Genomic DNA, 19,768 nt, shown 5'->3' on the forward strand with positions numbered 1-19,768 from the left:
GTGATGACCTCGACCGCTGTTTCCCTTTCGATGCCTACTGTCCCCCGTCGGCGCCGCTCTCCCGAGGAAGTAGCAGCTGCAGCCCCCGTGCTCGGCAACAAGAAGGTGCTGCTGGCGGCCCCGCGGGGATACTGCGCCGGAGTCGACCGCGCCGTGATCGCCGTCGAAAAGGCCCTGGAGCACTACGGACCTCCCGTCTACGTGCGGAAGCAGATCGTGCACAACGTCCACGTGGTCAGCTCGCTGGAGGAAAAGGGCGCGATCTTCGTGGAGGAACTCGAAGAGGTCCCAGAGGGCGCCCTGGTCATTTTCTCCGCCCACGGCGTTTCACCGGCCGTGGTCAACTCGGCAGAACAGCGGGGCCTGCGGACCATCGACGCCACCTGCCCGCTGGTGACCAAGGTGCACAAAGAAGCGGTCCGCTTCGCCAAGGACGATTTCGACATCCTGCTCATCGGGCACGACGGCCACGAGGAAGTAGAAGGCACTTCGGGCGAAGCGCCGGAGCACATCCAGATCATCAACGGCCCGCACGAAGTGGACAAGGTGACTGTCCGCGACCCGGAAAAAGTCATCTGGCTGTCCCAGACCACCCTTAGCGTTGACGAAACCATGGAAACCGTCCGGCTGCTCAAGGAGCGGTTCCCCACGCTCCAGGATCCGCCCAGCGATGACATCTGCTACGCCACCACCAACAGGCAGGTGGCCATCAAGAAGATCGCGCCCCAGGCAGACCTGGTGATCGTGGTCGGCTCGGCGAACTCTTCCAACTCGGTCCGGCTCGTCGAGGTGGCCCTGGAATACGGGGCCAAGGCTTCCTACCGCGTGGACTTCGCCAACGAGGTGGACGAATCCTGGCTGGAAGGCGTGGCCACGGTGGGCGTGACCTCCGGCGCGTCCGTACCGGAAGTCCTGGTGCAGGATGTGTTGCGGCTGCTGGCAGACTACGGCTACGGGACCGTGGAAGAGGTTGTCACGGCCGAGGAAGACCTGCTCTTCTCACTGCCCAAGGAGCTCCGCGCCACCCTGAAGCAGGCCGGCGATGTGAGCCGTGCCCTGGGCGGACGCAGGCCCCGCAGCTGACCAAACGGCCGAGCCCTTCCCGCTGCACGGGGATCAGGCAGCTGCCTCCTCGCCCTGTAACTCTGGAGCGGCCAGCGCACGGGGCGTCACTTCCACGGACGGCGGAGCGGCCAGGCCGGACTCCTCCAGCGTGTTCAGCTTCCTGGCGGTGGGCAGCACCCGGGCCTCCAGGGTGCCCACCATGGAGTTATAGCGGTCCACCGAAGTTTTGAGTGAGGCCCCCAGCTTGCTGACGTTCTCCCCGAGCGTACCCATCCGGTCGTAGAGCTGCCGCGCCAGGTCGAACAGCTCCCGGGCGCTGTCGGTCAGGACGTCCTGCCGCCACGTGAAAGCCACCGATTTCAGCACTGCCAGCAGGGTGCTGGGGGATGCCAGCACCACGTTCCGGGACAGCGCATGGTCCAGCAATTCCGCGTCCGCCGCGAGTGCGGCAGCGAGAATGGATTCGGCAGGAATGAAGCAGATCACCAGTTCGGGGGAGTTGCCCGGAATGTCCCAATACTTCTTGTTGCTGAGCGCGTCCACATGCGCACGAAGCGCCTTGGCGTGGGCGGCCAGCAGCGCCTGCTGCGAACGGCCGTCTGCCGCCGTCGGCGACCCCGGCCTGAAGTTCCGGGGATCCGGCCCGTTCAACTCCTGGGCTTCCAGGTAGGACGACAGCGGAACCTTGGCATCCACCACCAGCTGCTTTCCGCCGGGAAGCTGGACCACGAGGTCGGGACGGACCGTGGAATCGCTGCCTGCGCTGTGCAGCTGCTCCACAAAGTCCACGTGGCGCAACATGCCGGAAGCCTCCACCACCCGCCGCAGCTGGACCTCACCCCACTGGCCACGCGCGCTGTTGGACCGCAGTGCCGATTCCAGCGCATGGGTGGAACGGATCAACTGCTCGTCGGAAAGCCGGGCTTCCTGGAGCTGCTGGGCGAGCTGGCCGTACTGCTCCACCCGGTCGCGTTCCAGCAGGGCAACCTGCTGCTGCACCGCGGAAAGCTTCTCCGCCACCGGCGCCAGCGCGCGGAGCACGCTGCCGTCCTGCGACCGGGCCTCGCCGAGCTCACGGTTCTGTGCCGCCAAAAGCCGCCGCTCGGCGTCGGCCGCTGCAAATAGCGCGCTGACCTCGGAAAGCCGGGACGAGACTGCGTCGAAGTCTGCCTCCAGGGCATGCGAGTTCTTCCGCAGCACAAGAAACGTGGCAGCGGCACCGGCGAGGGCGCCCAGCAGCAGCATGAACAAGGCCAGAATCAACGCAAAAACATCCATGCCCTCACTGTGGCACGGGGCTCTGACAATCCCGGGCAGTGACATCCGGCGTTACTGGCCCGGGACGCCCTGCGGGTAGAATCAATGCTCGTGGCTCTTACTATTGGCATCGTCGGACTGCCCAACGTCGGCAAATCAACCCTCTTCAACGCGCTCACCCGCAACCAGGTCCTGGCCGCGAACTACCCGTTCGCCACCATCGAGCCGAACGTCGGCGTCGTGAACCTGCCGGACCCGCGGCTGGACAAGCTTGCCGGGATCTTCGGCTCGCAGCGCGTGCTGCCGGCGGCCGTCTCCTTCGTGGACATTGCCGGCATCGTCAAGGGTGCGTCCGAGGGCGAAGGGCTGGGCAACCAGTTCCTGGCCAACATCCGTGAAGCCGAAGCCATCGCCGAAGTGGTGCGCGTGTTCGATGACCCCGACGTAGTTCACGTGGACGGCAAGGTGGACCCCCGCTCGGACATGGAAACCATCAACACCGAGCTCATCCTCGCCGACCTGCAGACTATCGAGAAGGCCATCCCGCGGATCGAAAAAGAGGTCAAGATCAAGAAGCGGGAGGCTGCCGAACTGGCAGCCATCAAGGCCGCACAGGCGGTTCTGGAACGCGGGGACACCATCTACTCCGCCATCAAGGGCGACAAGCTGGACATGGAACACCTCAAGGAGCTCAGCCTGCTCACGGCCAAGCCCTTCATTTACGTGTTCAACGCTGACGAAGCCATCCTCGGCAGCCCGGAAAAGCAGGAGGAGCTGCGCGCCCTCGTGGCCCCGGCGGACTGCATCTTCCTGGATGCCAAGCTCGAAGCGGACCTCGTGGAACTCGATGAAGAAGAAGCCCGCGAGATGCTGGAGATGAACGGCCAGGAAGAATCCGGTCTTGACCAGCTGGCCCGCGTCGGCTTCCACACCCTCGGATTGCAGACCTACCTCACCGCAGGCCCCAAGGAAGCACGCGCCTGGACCATCCGCCAGGGCGACACTGCACCGCAGGCAGCCGGTGTGATCCACTCCGACTTCCAGCGCGGCTTCATCAAGGCCGAGGTAGTGTCCTTCGACGATCTCGTGGAGGCCGGCTCCATGGCCGAGGCGAAGTCCCGCGGCAAGGTCCGGATCGAAGGCAAGGAATACGTTATGGCCGACGGCGACGTCGTGGAGTTCCGCTTCAACGTCTGACGGGTCCAACGCCCGGCCGGTTGCAGACCTTATCCTGACTTATATAGGGCGTGATCCTGGCTGCTCCAGGTCCACCTCCCGGGACAAAAACACAAGGAGGCGGCGTGCGGCTCAGGCGCCTGGCGCGGTACATCACGGCGGCAGCTGCGGCTGCCCTGGTTTTGTCAGGCTGCTCGGGCGGCGGCACGGCGCCCGTCATGGTGGGGGAGGTGAAACGCGGCGGCGTCGCCACCGTTGCAGAGGTCAACGCGTTCTCCTCCTTCAACCCCTACAGCGCCGACGGCAACACGGACATCAATTCCAAGATCGGTTACATCACCCACTCGGGGTTCTACTACCTGGATGACAAAGCAGCGGTAGTCCGCAATGAGAAGTTCGGGCGGTTTGAGAAGGTCTCGGACAATCCGTTGAAGGTCAGGTACACCGTCAACGAGGGCGTTAAATGGTCCGACGGCGAAGCTATTGACGCCGGGGACCTCCTCCTGAGCTGGGCGGCCGGCTCAGGATATTTCGACGACGCCGACCCCCAGGCCGGGACGGGCACCACCTTCTTTTCCGCTGCTGCCGACACCAGCGGACTGGCCGGGACCGTCTTTCCCGAACTTGGCGACGACGGCCGTTCGATCACCCTGGAGTATGCGACTCCTTACGCTGACTGGGAAGTGGCGTTCGACGTCGGGCTGCCGGCGCACGTCGTGGCCGCCAAGGGCGGCCTGAACGATGAGGAGGACCTCGTCGAACTGCTGCGGGATTCACCCCGCGGCAACCCGGAGAAGCCGGAAGCCAACCCGGAACTGAAGGCGATCAGCGATTTCTGGAACTCCGGCTTCGACACCAAATCGCTTCCTGACGATCCGTCCCTGTACCTGTCCAGCGGCCCCTACATTGTGCGGGACATCGTTCCCGAGTCATCCATGCGGCTCGTGCGGAACCGCGACTACGTTTGGGGAGCCGAGCCGTGGTTGGACGAGATCACCATTCGCTTCACCGGGGCGCTGCCCGCAGCCGTTGATGCCCTCCGCAACGGACAGGCGGACATCATTTCCCCGCAGCCCTCAGCAGGCACCGAGCAACTTTTCGCCGGGCTGGCGGATCAGGGCAACACCGTTGAACGCTACGAGCAGTCCGGCTACGACCATCTGGACCTCAACTTTTCCGGCGTTTTTGAGGATGAGGATGTCCGCGAAGCCTTCTTGAAAACTGTGCCGCGCCAGGCCATTGTGGACGCCGTAGTGGGGGAGATGCTGCCGGACCCGAAGCCGCTTGACTCCCACGTCTTCCTGCCGGCCCACCCTAAATACGCGGACACTGCCCGGAACAACGGCTCGTCGGAATACACCGAGGTGGATGTCGAGGGAGCACGGGCGCTCCTGGAGGGCGCCACGCCCACTGTCCGGATTCTTTACAACCGGGACAATCCCAACCGTGCCCGGGCCTTTGCCCTGATCCGTGACTCGGCCGCGCAGGCAGGTTTCCAGGTGGAGGACGGCGGGCAGGGCAGCGCCGACTGGGCAAGGTCCCTGGGCGGAAGCGGCCACGACGCCGCTCTGCTGGGCTGGATCGGCACCAGCGCCGGAGTCAGCCGGGTCCCGCAGATCTTCCGTACCGGTGCGGGCAGCAACTTCAACGGTTTTTCCGACGCCGATGCTGACCGTGCCATGGAACAGTTGGCAGGGACCACCGACCTGGGGCGGCAGGACGAACTCCTCGCGGACATCGACAAGCAGATCTGGGAGAACGCCTACGGTCTCCCGCTGTACCAGACCATCGGCACCACTGTTGTTGGCCCCCGGATAACCGGCGTGAAGTCGAGCTCCGGTCCGCTTGGCGTGTGGTGGAACGTGTGGGAGTGGCGCCTGGCCTAGGGGCCGGGCAATGTCCAACCTCAACCCGGTTTGGAAGATCGGCTACCAGGCTCGCTCGATCCCATGTACAACATCTTCCGGACCATCGAAGAGCCGTTGCGGGTCCACAAGATCGGCGACCGGGCCAGCAGGGAGAAGAAGGTCCGTGAGCTGCTGGACCAGGTGGCGCTGCCTCAGTCCGCCATGCAGCGGTACACGAACGAGCTCTCCGGCGGGCAGCGGCTCCTGAACCTGCTGGCGGACCTGCAGGCCAACCTCGGGCTGACGTACCTCTTCATTACGCACGACCTCGCCGTGGTCCGCCAGATCGCGGACCACGTATGCGTGATGGAGAAGGGGCGCCTGGTGGAGACCGGTTCAACGGACGACGTCTTCGAATCACCGCAGCAGGAATACACCAAGGCACTGTTGAACGCCATTCCCGGCGCCAAGCTGATGCTGCCGCCCGAGGTGGCATAACCGGCGCCTGCGTCAGGAACGGCCGGAACCTGGAGCCCTGCGCCTCCCGGTTCCGGCCGTTTCCTTGTAGATATGCCTCAGTCGCGGGCAGCGCCGGCATCGGGTCCGGCGGCCAGCACGGGCGGCGCGTCCTGGTCCGGCTTCCGGTCCAGCCCCAGGCCGCGCAGCCGCCGCTCCAGCAGTGCGCCCAGTGCCTGCCGGCCCGCCGTGTTCATATGCACCGCGTCCGCGAGGTCCTTGGCCAGGCCATACCGGGTCAACCAGTCGCCGACGGACACAAACGGCAGGTTCTGTGCCGCAGCAACATTTCCGAGCAGCCTGTCCACTTCCGTGCGCCGCCCACCGCCGCGGCCCTCGCCGCGGGCCAGCGTACCGATCATTGCCATGCGGGTTCCGGGGTAGCGCGCCTGCAGTTCCGAAATCAGATCCTCCGCGTTTTCGGTAATCCGGGCATCGCTGGCCCCGTGGGCTGCGTCGTTGCCGCCGCCCTGGATGACGATCAGGGCGGGAGTCCCGGATGGGAGCAGCCAGTCACCGTTGCGGAGGGCGTCGATGTAATTGCCGGTGGCGCCGTTGCCGGTGACGAATCCCGTTCCTCCCCGGCCGCAGAAGTAGACCTTGTACCCTGCCGACGTAAGGCCCTGGCGGGGCCAGCCGTCTACGGGTTCGGACTGGGAATCCCCAATCAGGAGCACTGTCCGGGCGATGTCAGGGACCACCGCCTCAAGCCGTCCGTTGTCCTGGTTCCGGACCGTGGAACGCGCGTATAGTGTTCCGGCTGCGGGCTGCGCCGCTGCGGCAACTGCCGGTGGCTGTGCAGCGGGGGAGAGGCCGGGCAGTGCGCATCCCGAGAGGCCCACAAGCCCGGATGCGACGATGGCAAGTCCTGCTCCGGAGGCGCCAAGGCGGGTACGGGCCATGGCTCGTGTCATAGGGATGTCTCCGGGCGTGCTCGGTGCTGCGTGTCAGAGCAATCATGTGGCATACCGGGCGTGATGGCCAGTGATTTTGCTCACTATTTTTGGGCGTGGCGCAGGCCCTGCCTCCGGGCGGGTGTCCAGGCGCCCGGGTATTTAGGCCAATAAATGCCCCTGCCGGTAGAATAGGGGAAGGCGCCCTGTGCAAAGGACCTTATCCGTCGTGCATTCCGGTAGGACGTGGCGCGATACAACAGCTGACTCCACTGAATCGAGCCATTACGCATGTCTGAAACCACCACCAACACCGCGGTAGCCACTGCATCGCGCAGTGACCTGCGCAACGTCGCGATTGTGGCCCACGTTGACCACGGCAAGACCACCCTGGTCGACGCCATGCTCAAGCAGACCAACTCCTTTGCTTCCCACGGCGAGGTTGAAGACCGCGTCATGGACTCCGGTGACCTGGAACGCGAAAAGGGCATCACCATCCTGGCGAAGAACACCACTGTCGCCTACAACGGCCCTTCGTCCAACGGCGAAACCATCACCATAAATGTCATTGACACCCCCGGCCACGCCGACTTCGGCGGCGAGGTGGAGCGCGGCCTGTCCATGGTCGACGGCGTCGTCCTGCTGGTAGACGCCTCCGAAGGTCCGCTCCCGCAGACCCGCTTCGTGCTGCGCAAGGCGCTCGCCGCGCACCTGCCCGTCATCCTGCTGGTCAACAAGACAGACCGTCCCGACGCCCGCATCGAAGAAGTGGTCCACGAGTCCATGGACCTCCTTCTCGGCCTTGCCTCGGACCTTGCCGACGAGGTGCCGGACCTGGACCTGGACGAGATCCTCAACGTGCCCGTGGTTTACGCCGCCGCAAAGGTTGGCCGGGCATCACTTGAACAGCCTGCCGACGGTACCGCACCGGACAACGAGGACCTCGAGCCGCTGTTTAAGACGATCGTCGAGCACATCCCGGCTCCCACCTACAACCCGGAAGGTGTCCTGCAGGCGCACGTCACCAACCTGGATGCTTCCCCGTTCCTGGGCCGCCTCGCCCTGCTCCGTATCTACAACGGCACCCTGCGCAAGGGCCAGCAGGTCGCCTGGGCCCGCCAGGACGGCGAGCTGAAAACCGTCAAGATCACCGAACTCCTCGCTACCAAGGCGCTGGAGCGCGTTCCGGCCGAGTCCGCCGGCCCGGGTGAGATCGTCGCCGTCGCCGGTATCGAGGACATCACCATCGGCGAAACCCTCACCGACGTTGAGAACCCGCAGCCGCTGCCGCTGATCACCGTGGACGATCCCGCCATCTCCATGACCATCGGCATCAACACCTCCCCGCTGGCCGGCAAAGTCAAGGGCGCCAAGGTCACGGCCCGCCAGGTGAAGGACCGCCTGGACAAGGAACTGATCGGTAACGTCTCCATCCGCGTGCTGCCCACCGAGCGTCCGGACGCCTGGGAAGTCCAGGGCCGTGGCGAGCTCGCGCTGGCCATCCTGGTTGAGCAGATGCGCCGCGAGGGCTTCGAGCTGACCGTGGGCAAGCCGCAGGTTGTCACCAAGACCATCGACGGCAAGATCCATGAGCCGATGGAACACATGACCATCGACGTGCCGGAGGAGTACCTTGGCGCCGTCACCCAGCTGATGGCAGCCCGCAAGGGCCGCATGACCAACATGGCCAACCACGGCACCGGCTGGGTCCGCATGGAGTTCATCGTCCCCGCCCGTGGCCTCATCGGCTTCCGCACCAAGTTCCTCACCGAAACCCGCGGTGCCGGCATTGCGGCCTCCATCTCCGAGGGTTACGAGCCGTGGGCCGGCCCCATCGAGTACCGCACCAATGGTTCGATGGTTGCCGACCGTGCCGGCGTCGTGACCCCGTTCGCCATGATCAACCTGCAGGAGCGCGGTTCCTTCTTCGTAAAGCCCACCGCCGAGGTGTATGAGGGCATGATTGTTGGCGAGAATTCGCGCGCTGATGACATGGACGTCAACATCACCAAGGAAAAGAAGCTCACCAACATGCGTGCCGCCTCCTCCGACAGCTTCGAGAACCTGACGCCGCCGCGCGAGCTCACCCTCGAGGAATCGCTGGAGTTCGCCCGCGATGACGAGTGCGTCGAGGTCACCCCGGAAGCTATCCGCATCCGGAAGGTTATCCTTGATACCAACGAGCGTGCCAAAGCCGCCCGCGCCCGCGCCAAGGCCTAGTTACTGCCAGTTCCACGGAACGCCACCGGTCCATTGCCGGTGGCGTTCCTGGCTTAAGGACTGTGGTCCCTTCGGTACCGCCGTGCGCGGTGAGACAGCGGTTGGCCGTGCAGGGACAGTTCCTGCACAGTGAGATCCTCCCTAGGTGCGCGGGCGGCGCCGCTCGGGGGCCGGGGGCACTTCCTTGGCCGCAACAACAGCGGCAAGGGGAATCACGACGTCGGCCTGCCTGGTGCGGACGGTGCAGTCACCGGCGTCACACGAGACAAGGTGGCCGAGGGCATCGGTCAGGCCGCCCTCGATCCGGTAGCGCACCACCACCCGCGTCCCGGGTTTGGCGGCGGCAAGGAAACCGGCGGGGGCAGGAAGCTGACTCACCAGTTCATACTAGGCGGGCCGGCTAGGTTCGCGGGATCGGGCTGGGAGATAATAGGCTCAGATGTGGAGAGTCCGGCCGAGGTTGCCGGATGCAAGAGCCGGCGGGTCGCCGGAACCAACGTGGAGAGGCCACTGACGTGACGTACGTAATCGCACAGCCGTGTGTAGATGTCAAGGACAAGGCGTGCATCGAAGAATGCCCCGTCGACTGCATCTATGAGGGTGAGCGTTCGCTGTACATCCATCCGGACGAATGCGTCGACTGCGGCGCCTGTGAGCCCGTGTGCCCGGTCGAGGCAATCTATTACGAGGACGACACCCCGGACGAGTGGGCCGACTACTACAAGGCCAACGTCGAGTTCTTCGACGACCTCGGTTCCCCCGGCGGCGCCGCAAAGCTCGGCAACACCGGCAAGGACCACCCCATGATTGCCGCCCTGCCGCCGCAGAACCAAGACCACTGACGCGCGCAGGAAAGGGAACCGCAGCAGTGACCGCATTCGGCCTTGACCTGCCCGACTACCCGTGGGAGGCCATGGCGCCGTACCTCGCGAAGGCCTCGGAGCACCCCGACGGCGTGGTCAACCTTTCCATCGGAACCCCGGTTGACCCCACCCCGGCACCCATCCAGGACGCCCTGAAGGCTGCCGCCGACGCTCCGGGATACCCAACTGTCCACGGCACGCCGGCGCTGAGGGATGCCATTGCAGGCTGGTTCCAGCGCCGCCGCGGCGTTGCCGGCCTCGACCCCCGGAACATCATGCCCACGGTGGGTTCGAAGGAACTCGTGGCGTGGCTGCCGCTGCTGCTCGGCCTGAAGCCGGGGGACGTCGTCGTACGCCCCAAGGTCGCCTACCCCACGTACGATATCGGCGCCACCCTTGCCGGCGTCACCTCCGTTGCCACGGACAATATGGACGAGCTCGACGACGACACCCGCTCGCGGGTCCGGCTTATCTGGGTCAATTCACCGGGAAACCCCACCGGCAGTGTCCGCGACGCCGACTCGCTGAAAATGCTCGTGGAACAGGCACGCGGCCTGGGCGCAGTGGTGGCCTCGGACGAGTGCTACGCCGAGCTTGGCTGGGGAACGTGGGACGTCCAGCGGGGCGGCCGGGCGGTCCCCTCCATCCTTGATCCGGGGGTGGCGGGCGGATCACACCAGGGTCTCCTCGCCGTCTACTCACTGAGCAAGCAGTCCAACCTGGCCGGCTACCGGGCAGCGTTCGTTGCCGGCGACCCGGACCTGATGCCCAACCTGGTCAACAGCCGCAAGCACGCCGGCATGATCGTCCCCTACCCGGTCCAGGAAGCCATGCGGGTAGCCCTGGGCGACGACGCGCATGTCGAAGCCCAGAAAGACCTGTACCGGGGCCGCCGCGAGCGACTGGTCCCGGCGCTGCAGCAGTTCGGCCTCGAGATCAAGGATTCCGACGCCGGCCTGTACCTGTGGTGCACGGCGGGGGAGGACACGTGGACCACCGTTGCCCGCCTGGCGGAGCGCGGCATCGTAGTGGGCCCCGGGGTCTTCTACGGGGAAGCAGGCAACGGCTACGTCCGCGTCGCCCTCACCGGCACGGACGAGCGGATCGACGCCACTGTTGCCCGGCTCGGCTGACTTCCGGCAGCAGTGAGGCGCGTAACATTGCTGTGACTCGCGCCACAACATGGGCATTTTACGGGACATGATGCCTTCGCGGATTAGTGACACCCGGCAAGGAGCGGTAGTTTTTAACTGATCAATGGTGGCTTTCCACAAGAAGGCAGCCCGGGTGTTGGAACCTGTCTTCTCAGGGTCTGTGCGCGGCTCACCTGATATTGGATCAAGCTTTCGACAGAGGCCCAGAAGCCTCATGAAGGGGACTCCATGACTGAGACCAACAACGCTGCGACCCTGCTCCATGCAGGTGGCGAGCTCAAGCTCCCCCGCATCCCGGTTATTGAAGGAAACGAAGGCTACGACGTTTCCAAGCTGCTGAAGCAGACGGGCGCAGTCACTTTCGACCCCGGCTTCATGAACACGGCAGCCACCACCTCGGCTATCACCTACATCGACGGCGATGCGGGCATCCTGCGCTACCGCGGATACCCCATTGAGCAGCTGGCGCAGCACTCCAGCTTCCTTGAGGTGTCCTACCTGCTCATCTACGGCAACCTGCCCACGCCCACCGAACTGGATGAGTTCGACCAGAAAATCCGCCGCCACACCCTGCTGCACGAGGAGCTCAAGGGCTTCTTCGGCGGCTTCCCCCGCGACGCGCACCCGATGCCCGTGCTGTCCTCGGCGGTGTCCGCGCTGTCCACGTTCTACCAGGACTCGCTGGACCCGTTCAACGCCGAGCAGGTGGAGGTTTCCACCATCCGCCTGATGGCCAAGCTGCCCGTCATCGCGGCTTACGCGCACAAGAAGTCCATCGGCCAGCCGATGCTGTACCCGGACAATTCCATGAACCTCGTGGAGAACTTCCTCCGCCTCAGCTTCGGCCTTCCCGCCGAGCAGTACGAGCTGGACCCGGTCATTGTGAAGGCCCTGGACCTGCTCCTCATCCTGCACGCGGACCATGAGCAGAATTGCTCCACCTCCACCGTCCGCCTGGTGGGATCCTCCAACGCTAACCTCTTCGCGTCAGTTTCCGCAGGCATCAACGCCCTGTTCGGCCCTGCCCACGGCGGTGCCAATGAAGCCGTCCTGAAGATGCTCCGCCAGATCCAGGCCGAGGGCCTCAAGCCCGAGGACTACATGGAGAAGGTTAAGAACAAGGAGGACGGCGTCCGCCTCATGGGCTTTGGGCACCGCGTCTACAAGAACTACGATCCACGCGCCAAGATCGTCAAGGCCACGGCCCACGAAATCCTGAGCAAGCTCGGCGGCAACGACGAACTGCTGGACATCGCCCTGCGCCTCGAAGAAAAGGCGCTCAGCGACGACTACTTCATCCAGCGCAAGCTTTACCCGAACGTCGACTTCTACACCGGCCTGATCTACAAGGCCATGGGCTTCCCGGAGAAGATGTTCACGGTGCTGTTCGCGATTGGCCGCCTTCCCGGCTGGATCGCCCAGTGGCGCGAAATGATCAGCGACCCGAACACTAAGATCGGCCGCCCGCGCCAGCTGTACATCGGGGAGCCGGAGCGGGACTACCCGGTCCGCTAGTCCCTCCCCACCAGCTCCCGGCCCGGCAATTACGACGACGGCCGCCCACCTCCTCGAGGTGGGCGGCCGTTTGCGTTGGGTCCGGTGGTTGAGCCTGTCGAAGCCCCGGTTTCGACAGGCTCAACCACCGGCGGAATCAGGAGGCGTAGCCGTTGGGGTTGTTTTTCTGCCAGCGCCAGTGGTCCTGGCACATCTCGTCGACAGTCTTGGTGGTGGACCAGCTGAGGTCGGCCAGGGCAGAGGTGGCGTCTGCCCAGAAGGCGGGCAGGTCGCCGGCTCGGCGGCTGGTGATCTCGTACGGGATGGGCTTGCCGACGGCCTTCTCGAAGGAGCGAAGCACCTCCAGCACCGAAGAGCCCTTGCCGGAGCCGAGGTTCCAGCGGAAGACGCCCTCGCGGTCCGCCACGTGGTTCAGGGCGGCCACGTGGCCCTGCGCGAGGTCGACGACGTGGATGTAGTCGCGCAGGCAGGTGCCATCCGGGGTGTCGTAATCGCCGCCGAACACCATCAGCTTTTCGCGCCGGCCCACGGCCACCTGGGCGATAAACGGCACCAGGTTGTTGGGGATGCCCTGCGGGTCCTCGCCGATCCGGCCGGAGGGGTGAGCACCCACCGGGTTGAAATAGCGCAGCAGTGCTATATGCCAGCGGGGGTCCGCGGCGCCGAGGTCGGAGAGGATGTCCTCGATCTGCTCCTTGGTGCGGCCATAGGGGTTGTTGGCCCCGATTTCCATCTTTTCCACGTAGGGGATGGGGTTGTGCTCGCCGTACACCGTGGCCGAAGAGCTGAAGACGAAGGATCGGACGTCGTGCCGGTCCATCACGCGGATCAGGTTCAGGGTGCCGACCAGGTTGTTGTAGTAGTACTTCAGAGGTTCCTGCACGGATTCGCCCACGGCCTTCAGTCCGGCGAAGTGGATGATCGCATCGATGGCCGCACCAGCGAATACCTGCTCCACCGCGGCTTCGTCCACCAGGTCCACGTTATGGAACTCCGCAGCCTTGCCGGTGAGTTCGGCCACCCGGCGGAGGGACTCCTCGCTTGAGTTGACGAGGTTGTCGATGACGACAACGTCGTGGCCGGCTTCCTGCAGGGAAAGAACAGTGTGGGAACCGATGTAGCCGGTGCCCCCTGTAACCAGAATCTTCATGCCTCAACGCTATCCCACGGCGTACCGCTGCCGCCGCCATGTTTCGGACATCGGGCAGCAGCGACGCCTCACCGCGGATTTTGCGCACGAGTGTGCTAAATAGAAGTGGTGCCCAAGATTGTTGACGCCGAAGCCCGCCGCCAGGACGTCGTGGACGCGGTGCTCCGCATCATCGCCGTCGACGGGTTGGAGCGTGCCTCCCTGCGGGAGGTGGCGGATGAGGCTGGCCTCGCCGTCGGATCCGTCCGGCACTACTTCGCCGGCAGCGATGAACTGCTGGCCTACTCATTTGGCACGGTGGTCAACCGCATCGTCGGCCGGCTTGAAGCAAACCTGCCCGCGGTGGCGGCCGCGGCTCCCGGCAGCCCCGGTCAACGTGCCGCCGTGTTGACCCTGCTGGGCGGGTTGCTTCCCCTTGACGAGGAACGGGCGCTCGAAACCTGCGCCTGGATGGCATTCAAGAACGCCGCCAGGACCCGCCCGTTCCTGGCACCGGAGGCTGACCGCAGCCACCGCCGAGTGGCTGCAGTGGCGGGGCAGGTAGTGGCCGCCCTGCTCCCTGGCGCGGAAACCGAGGAAGATCTGGTCCTGGAAGCTGAACGCCTCCTTGCCACACTGGACGGGCTCTGCATGCACGCCCTGCTGCAGCCGGGCTGGATGACGGCACAGATGTGTTCCGGCGTCCTGGAACGGCACCTTCAGGCGCTTGGGCGGTGAGGGGCGTTAACGTGGGCGGGGAGCGGGAATAGACTGATAGCCGGGGGCGCCGGACCGGATCAGCAGACCCGGCACGAACACGGCAGGGAAGGGATTTGGGATGCATCAAGCAACTGGTACAGGGTGGCAGATCACGACGGACACGTCCGGACCCATGATGATCGCGCTGTATGTCCGCGATGCCGCCGGACTCAACGGCGCAGGCCACCCGGCGCTGTCACATGCAACCCCAAAAATCCGTCCTGCAGACCACAGCCACCTGATTGCAGACGTCGGCGGCCTCGGCACCCTCCGCACGGAGTGGGAAGCCTGGTGGGCGCAGCTCCTCAAGGCATATCCCCAGACGTCGCCGGAACTTACTCCGCCGGACTTCGCGGCCTTCGGCAACTCACCCGCACTTCAGCGTGTCCTGCAGGCACACTTCGGCTCCGCCCTCACCTGGGCCAGGGAGCGGCGGAGCGAGTACGCCGAACTTGAGGCGGAACGGGTGGCAAGCGGCACCAACCAGATGCTGGAGGATCTGGTGGACGACCGCCTCCTTGAAGTAGGCCGGGACTCGCGGGACTTCAAGCTGAGCATCATCGAATTGCCGCTGAACGAACCCCGTGCCTGGTACCTCGAGCCGGACAAGATCATCATGAGCCAGCAGCTGATGAGCCAGCCTGAGCTTTTCCGCAGCTATGTCCAGCCTGTTGTGGAGATCCTCGTCTAAGTGCCGCCCCCGCAGGGCGGCCTCAGGCCTCCCGGGCCGCTACTGTAATCCGCACCTGGCCATCCGGCGCTGGTGACTCCTGCCAGCCATTCCGTTCCGAACGGTTCCAGCTGCGCCCGGCGACCTCCACGCGGGTGACTTCAAGTCCTTTGGCGTTCGCCACGGCCCAGTGTGCGATTGACCAGGCCTGGCTGCCGGTGGCTTCCACAACGAGGGTCTGTCCGTCCACCACCGTGCCCACGGGGCCATAGGCCTTGCCAAGTTCAGCGGATACTGCACCGGCATCACCGGGAAGGGCGGACGAGCGCAGCGTGCAGTGCACCGCCTCAGGAGTCTGGCCGGAGAAACCGGAGGCGAAGAACCGTCCAAGTTCCTCATGCCGGGCGTAGGCCAGGGGATAGGCGGAGCGCTGGACACGCTGCGCGGCGTCCGTGATGTCCAGGGATTCATACCCCGGGACCTCTACAAGCGCGTCGTAAAAGGCATTGACAGCGTAGTAGGGGTCCATGACCTGTTCCTCTGTTCCCCAGCCCTGGGACGGCCGCTGCTGGAACAGACCCCGGGAATCGGGTCCCGCCTGGTCGCCGTGCCCGATGTTCCGCAGCTTGGATTCCTGCATCGCCGTGGCAAGGGCAATGCTCGCTGCCCGGGGTGGCAGCCCCCGCTGGACGGCGACGGCGGTGATCAGGGACGCGTACACCGCCTGGTCCGGTGCCAGTTCGGCAGTCCTGTCGCCAACAACAGCCGTGCAGCGTTCCGAAACGAGGGTTTCGGAACGCTGCACGAAAAACACCGCGGTATAGATGCCGCCTGCCACCAGCGCGAGCGTGAGCAGCAGGACCACCAGGCGGCGGAGGCCGCGTCTGCGTGCCACCGGTCGATCAGTTGGCGTGCAGGGCGTCGTTCAGTTCCACGGTCTGGCCCTTGCGCGGAAGGACCTCCACAACGCCCGTGGTGGAGTTGCGGCGGAACAGCAGGTTGGGAACGCCGGAAAGCTCGGCTGCCTTGACGATTTTGGTGGTGTCCTCGCCCACCTCGTCCTTGGGGCCGGGGACGCGCACGCGGGTGCCGGCGGTGACGTAGAGGCCAGCCTCCACGACGGAATCGTCGCCGATGCTGATTCCGACGCCGGAGTTCGCGCCCAGCAGGACGCGCTCACCGATGGTGATCTTTTCCTTGCCGCCACCCGAGAGGGTACCCATGATGGATGCCCCGCCGCCGACGTCGCTGCCGTCACCGGCGACGACGCCCGCCGAAATCCGGCCTTCCACCATAGAGGTGCCCAGGGTGCCGGCGTTGAAATTGACGAAGCCTTCGTGCATGACGGTGGTGCCGGCCGCGAGGTGGGCACCCAGGCGGACGCGGTCGGCGTCGGCGATCCGGACGCCGGCGGGCACAACGTAGTCCACCATCCGAGGGAACTTGTCGATGCCGTAGACGGTGACCGGACCGCGCCGGCGCAGTTTGGCGCGGGTGATTTCGAAACCTTCGACGGCAGCCGGGCCGAAATTGGTCCAGACAACGTTGGGCAGCTTGCCGAAAATGCCGTCCAGGTTGATTGTGTTGGGCCGGACCAGGCGGTGCGAGAGCAGGTGCAGCCGGAGGTAGGCGTCAGCGGTATCTGCGGGGGCTTCGTCGAGGTTGATCTGGACGAACACCACCTTCTGCTCGGTGCCGCGGTCCTCGTCGGTGCCGTTCTCCGCGATCCGGACCAGGGCCTCGTCGGCGTTCTCCACCGAGCGCAGGTTCTCGGCGGCAACGCCCAATGCGGGGGTGGGATACCAGACGTCGAGGACGGTAGCCTCGCCGTTGATCGTGGCGATGGTTGCCACGCCAAAGCCAAAGGCGGAGCGGTCGTCGGGGGTGGCGCTAAAGGTTTCGGGCACGGCAGAAGAAGCGGTCTCAGTCATGTGCTCCAGTCTATCGAGGGGCGGGCGCCGGGTTCGAACTAGACTGGCTTCGTGACTGCCGAAACCGCTTCCGCAACGTCCATGCCCGTCCTTGACCTACGGCAGGACGTGGCGCTGCTGACGGCTGCGCTGATGGACATCAACAGTGTGTCCGGCAACGAAAAGGAACTGGCCGACGCCGTCGAAGCTGCCTTGCGGGACATTCCCCGGTTGACGGTGCTCCGGGACGGGGACGCCATCATCGCCAGAACAGAGCTGGGGCACGCCGAACGCGTCATCCTGGCGGGGCACCTGGACACCGTCCCGCTGCCGCTCACCGAAGGTTCCAGGGGGACGGTGCCGTCAACCTGGGAGTCCGGGGTACCGGGGGAGGGCGTCCTCTATGGCCGCGGTGCCACGGACATGAAGGGCGGTGTTGCGGTCCAGCTTGCCCTGGCGGCAACTATGTTCGACGACGGCGCGCAGCCACAGCGGGACGTCACCTTCGTCTTTTACGACCACGAGGAAGTGGAAGCTGTAAAGAGCGGCCTGGGCCGGCTGGTGCGCAACCATGGGCACCTGCTGCACGGTGACTTCGCCATCCTGCTGGAACCCACGGACGGCACAGTGGAGGGCGGGTGCAACGGGACCAGCCGGTTTGAGGCAACCACCGTCGGCGAGGCGGCGCACTCCGCCCGGGCCTGGATGGGCAGCAACGCCATCCACGCGGCAGCACCCATCCTGGCCCGGCTGGCTGCCTACCAGCCGCAGACCGTCACCGTGGACGGCCTGGATTACCGGGAGAGCCTCAACGCCGTCAAGATCAACGGCGGTACCGCGGGCAATGTCATCCCGGACCGCTGCGTGGTGGAGATCAACTACCGCTTCGCGCCGGACAAAACGCCGGACCAGGCGGAAGCCGTGGTCCGGGAACTGCTCGAGGGGTTCGAGGTGGTCCGCACCGACGCTGCCGCGGGCGCCCGTCCCGGACTGCAGCACCCGGCCGCCGCCTCTTTTGTTGCCGCCGTGGGAGCCGAGCCCAAGCCAAAGTACGGCTGGACCGACGTCGCGCGTTTCAGCGGGCTGGGCATCCCTGCTGTCAACTTCGGGCCGGGCGATGCGCTGCTGGCACACAAGGACAACGAGCACGTGCACGCCGATGCCATCCGGAAGTGCCTCGCCGCGCTGCGGCAGTGGCTGGCGGGGTGACCGCGGGAAAGACCTGGCGTTAAACGACGATGACGGCCCGGACCACAAGGTCCGGGCCGTCGTCTAAGCGGGCTGTCAGGGGACAGGAGCCTCCGCTGCCTCAGGCTCCGGCTTGGCAACGCCGCCGGCGGCCTTCTTCGAACCCCGGCGCTCAATCCAGACTGCAAGCCTGGAGACGAGGATGTTGATGGCGATGTAGATCGCGGCGGCAACGAAGAAGATGGGGAACAGGAACTGGGTGCCCAGGAAGTCCGCCATCACCTGCACGGCACGCAGCAGTTCGCCGTACGCCACGATGTAGCCGAGGGACGTGTCCTTCAGCAGCACCACCATCTGCGCCACCAGTGACGGCATCATGCGGCGGATGGCCTGCGGCAGTTCGATCAGCATGCGGGACTTGAAGCTGGTCAGGCCGATGGCAAGGCCGGCTTCGCGCTGCCCGCGGGGGAGCGACTGGACGCCTGCCCGGATGATCTCAGCGAACACTGCGGCGTTGTAGAGCACCAGGCCGGTGACTACGGCAATAAACGGCGAGGTGCCGAAGCCCAGCAGGACGAACAGCATCATCAGGACCACGGGCATGCCGCGGAGGAACTCCAGCAGCACGCGGACAGGGATACGGATGGCGGCTGCGTCCGCAATGCGCAGCAGGCAGAGGACCAGGCCCAGGGGGAACGCGATGACAGCCGCGAGGGCGGCAGCGCTCAGGGTTGCCCAGAGGCCGTTGCCCAGGAGAGTCCACACATCACCCCGGGTGAAGATCTGCCAGCGGCGGGCCTCGAAAATGCCCTGCTGGGCGAGGGTCATGATGATCCATGCCAGCAGGCCGAGGATCAGCAGCGACCCGACGATCGAGCCGATCAGGGAAATACGGCGGGCCTTGGGCCCGGGAACGTCGTAAAGGACGGAGCTCATCGGGCAATCGCCACCTTTCGTTCCACCGTGCTGGCCAGGATGCCCAGCGGAACGGTGAGGAGCAGATAGAAGAATGCGGTGCCCAGCAGGACTGCGATGACGGCGTCGCCGTTGGCGTTGGCCAGCTGGCGGCCGTAGCCGAACAGTTCAAGGACAAAGAACGCGCCCGCAACCGAGGAGTTCTTCACCAGGGCGATCAGGATGTTGATCAGCGGCGGGATCACCGTGCGCAGGGCTTGGGGCAGGATGATGAGGGAAAGCACCTGGCCGAACTTCATGCCGATGCTTCGGGCGGCCTCCGCCTGGCCAACGGGAACGCTGTTTACTCCGGAGCGCACAGCTTCGGCGATGAACGCGGCGGTGTAGGTGCTCAGGGCGATGATGGCGGCGACTTCGAACTGCTCGAACCTGACCCCAATGCGGGGGAGGACGATGGCGGCAAAGAAGAAAGCGATGGTCAGCGGGGTGTTCCGCAGGACCTCGACGTACACGGTACTGAATCCGCGCAGTGCTGCCACCGGAGAGACCCTGGCTGCCGCCAGGAGAGTGCCGAGCACCAGCGCGATGATCCCGGAGACGGCTGACAGGAATAGGGTTCGGAGAAAACCTTCCCAATACAACGGCAGGTTTTCAATGATGACGTCCATAGGATCCTTCGGCTGTGGGAGTG

The 19,768-nt window shown here is 65.3% G+C and carries 18 protein-coding genes and 1 pseudogene; 11 read left to right on the plus strand and 8 right to left on the minus strand.

The window, feature by feature from the left end; all coding sequences use genetic code 11:
- Positions 1-3: 3 nt before the first annotated feature.
- Positions 4-1,083, plus strand: a complete 1,080-nt coding sequence (locus tag FDW83_RS03960; protein WP_138136288.1) for a 4-hydroxy-3-methylbut-2-enyl diphosphate reductase — start codon at positions 4-6, stop codon at positions 1,081-1,083.
- A 33-nt stretch (positions 1,084-1,116) separates the two neighbouring features.
- Here FDW83_RS03960 and FDW83_RS03965 read toward each other — a convergent pair whose 3' ends face one another.
- The gene (locus FDW83_RS03965; RefSeq protein ID WP_138136289.1) at positions 1,117-2,343 is read right to left on the minus strand and encodes a DNA recombination protein RmuC; all 1,227 of its coding nucleotides are present in this window, start codon (positions 2,341-2,343) and stop codon (positions 1,117-1,119) included.
- 90 nt (positions 2,344-2,433) lie between these two features.
- On the opposite strand from FDW83_RS03965, the gene ychF reads away from it, so the two are divergent.
- The 3 genes and pseudogenes from ychF to FDW83_RS03980 form a co-directional block, all read left to right on the plus strand.
- The gene (ychF, locus tag FDW83_RS03970) at positions 2,434-3,519 is read left to right on the plus strand and encodes a redox-regulated ATPase YchF (protein WP_138136290.1); all 1,086 of its coding nucleotides are present in this window, start codon (positions 2,434-2,436) and stop codon (positions 3,517-3,519) included.
- Positions 3,520-3,623: 104 nt separating this feature from the next.
- Positions 3,624-5,384: an ABC transporter family substrate-binding protein gene (locus FDW83_RS03975; RefSeq protein ID WP_138136291.1), complete on the plus strand. Its 1,761-nt coding sequence runs from the start codon at positions 3,624-3,626 to the stop codon at positions 5,382-5,384.
- A gap of 21 nt (positions 5,385-5,405) precedes the next feature.
- Positions 5,406-5,843, plus strand: a pseudogene (locus FDW83_RS03980) (ABC transporter ATP-binding protein); the annotation flags it as partial.
- Positions 5,844-5,920: 77 nt separating this feature from the next.
- On the opposite strand, the gene FDW83_RS03985 reads toward FDW83_RS03980, so the two are convergent.
- A complete protein-coding gene (locus tag FDW83_RS03985) occupies positions 5,921-6,775 on the minus strand; it encodes an SGNH/GDSL hydrolase family protein (protein ID WP_138136292.1) in 855 nt (284 codons plus the stop codon).
- A gap of 270 nt (positions 6,776-7,045) precedes the next feature.
- Here FDW83_RS03985 and typA point away from each other — a divergent pair, with 270 nt between their 5' ends.
- Complete coding sequence (typA, locus tag FDW83_RS03990; RefSeq protein WP_138136293.1) at positions 7,046-8,974, plus strand: translational GTPase TypA; 1,929 nt, start codon at positions 7,046-7,048, stop codon at positions 8,972-8,974.
- A 141-nt stretch (positions 8,975-9,115) separates the two neighbouring features.
- On the opposite strand, the gene FDW83_RS03995 is transcribed toward typA, so the two are convergent.
- Complete coding sequence (locus FDW83_RS03995; protein ID WP_138136294.1) at positions 9,116-9,352, minus strand: hypothetical protein; 237 nt, start codon at positions 9,350-9,352, stop codon at positions 9,116-9,118.
- A gap of 137 nt (positions 9,353-9,489) precedes the next feature.
- Here FDW83_RS03995 and fdxA point away from each other — a divergent pair, with 137 nt between their 5' ends.
- The 3 genes from fdxA (at position 9,490) to FDW83_RS04010 (ending at position 12,506) form a co-directional block, all read left to right on the plus strand.
- Positions 9,490-9,816, plus strand: coding sequence for a ferredoxin (fdxA, locus tag FDW83_RS04000; RefSeq protein ID WP_138136295.1), 327 nt, complete (start codon positions 9,490-9,492; stop codon positions 9,814-9,816).
- Between the two features lie 26 nt (positions 9,817-9,842).
- Positions 9,843-10,970, plus strand: coding sequence for a succinyldiaminopimelate transaminase (dapC, locus tag FDW83_RS04005; RefSeq protein ID WP_138136296.1), 1,128 nt, complete (start codon positions 9,843-9,845; stop codon positions 10,968-10,970).
- 249 nt (positions 10,971-11,219) lie between these two features.
- On the plus strand, positions 11,220-12,506 hold the full coding sequence (locus FDW83_RS04010; protein ID WP_138136297.1) for a citrate synthase: 1,287 nt from the start codon (positions 11,220-11,222) through the stop codon (positions 12,504-12,506).
- Between the two features lie 136 nt (positions 12,507-12,642).
- On the opposite strand, the gene galE is transcribed toward FDW83_RS04010, so the two are convergent.
- On the minus strand, positions 12,643-13,656 hold the full coding sequence (gene galE / locus FDW83_RS04015) for a UDP-glucose 4-epimerase GalE (RefSeq protein WP_138136298.1): 1,014 nt from the start codon (positions 13,654-13,656) through the stop codon (positions 12,643-12,645).
- Positions 13,657-13,764: 108 nt separating this feature from the next.
- Between galE and FDW83_RS04020 the strand changes: the two genes are divergently transcribed.
- Complete coding sequence (locus tag FDW83_RS04020; RefSeq protein ID WP_138136299.1) at positions 13,765-14,373, plus strand: TetR/AcrR family transcriptional regulator; 609 nt, start codon at positions 13,765-13,767, stop codon at positions 14,371-14,373.
- A gap of 100 nt (positions 14,374-14,473) precedes the next feature.
- Entirely contained in the window at positions 14,474-15,085 is a 612-nt protein-coding gene (locus tag FDW83_RS04025; protein WP_138136300.1) for a hypothetical protein, read from the plus strand.
- A gap of 22 nt (positions 15,086-15,107) precedes the next feature.
- Here the strand turns inward: FDW83_RS04025 and FDW83_RS04030 are convergent, their stop codons facing one another.
- Complete coding sequence (locus FDW83_RS04030) at positions 15,108-15,959, minus strand: hypothetical protein (protein ID WP_138136301.1); 852 nt, start codon at positions 15,957-15,959, stop codon at positions 15,108-15,110.
- Between the two features lie 7 nt (positions 15,960-15,966).
- Entirely contained in the window at positions 15,967-16,995 is a 1,029-nt protein-coding gene (dapD, locus tag FDW83_RS04035) for a 2,3,4,5-tetrahydropyridine-2,6-dicarboxylate N-succinyltransferase (protein ID WP_138136302.1), read from the minus strand.
- Between the two features lie 81 nt (positions 16,996-17,076).
- Between dapD and dapE the strand changes: the two genes are divergently transcribed.
- On the plus strand, positions 17,077-18,183 hold the full coding sequence (gene dapE, locus FDW83_RS04040) for a succinyl-diaminopimelate desuccinylase (RefSeq protein WP_171027451.1): 1,107 nt from the start codon (positions 17,077-17,079) through the stop codon (positions 18,181-18,183).
- A 75-nt stretch (positions 18,184-18,258) separates the two neighbouring features.
- Here dapE and FDW83_RS04045 read toward each other — a convergent pair whose 3' ends face one another.
- Both FDW83_RS04045 and FDW83_RS04050 read right to left on the minus strand, forming a co-directional pair.
- Complete coding sequence (locus tag FDW83_RS04045; RefSeq protein ID WP_138136304.1) at positions 18,259-19,098, minus strand: amino acid ABC transporter permease; 840 nt, start codon at positions 19,096-19,098, stop codon at positions 18,259-18,261.
- Positions 19,095-19,745, minus strand: a complete 651-nt coding sequence (locus tag FDW83_RS04050) for an amino acid ABC transporter permease (protein ID WP_138136305.1) — start codon at positions 19,743-19,745, stop codon at positions 19,095-19,097. Before FDW83_RS04050 ends, FDW83_RS04045 begins: the two co-directional genes overlap by 4 nt.
- Between the last annotated feature and the right edge of the window lie 23 nt (positions 19,746-19,768).

It is taken from the genome of Pseudarthrobacter sp. NamE2 (assembly GCF_005796205.1).
Taxonomy (GTDB): domain Bacteria; phylum Actinomycetota; class Actinomycetes; order Actinomycetales; family Micrococcaceae; genus Arthrobacter.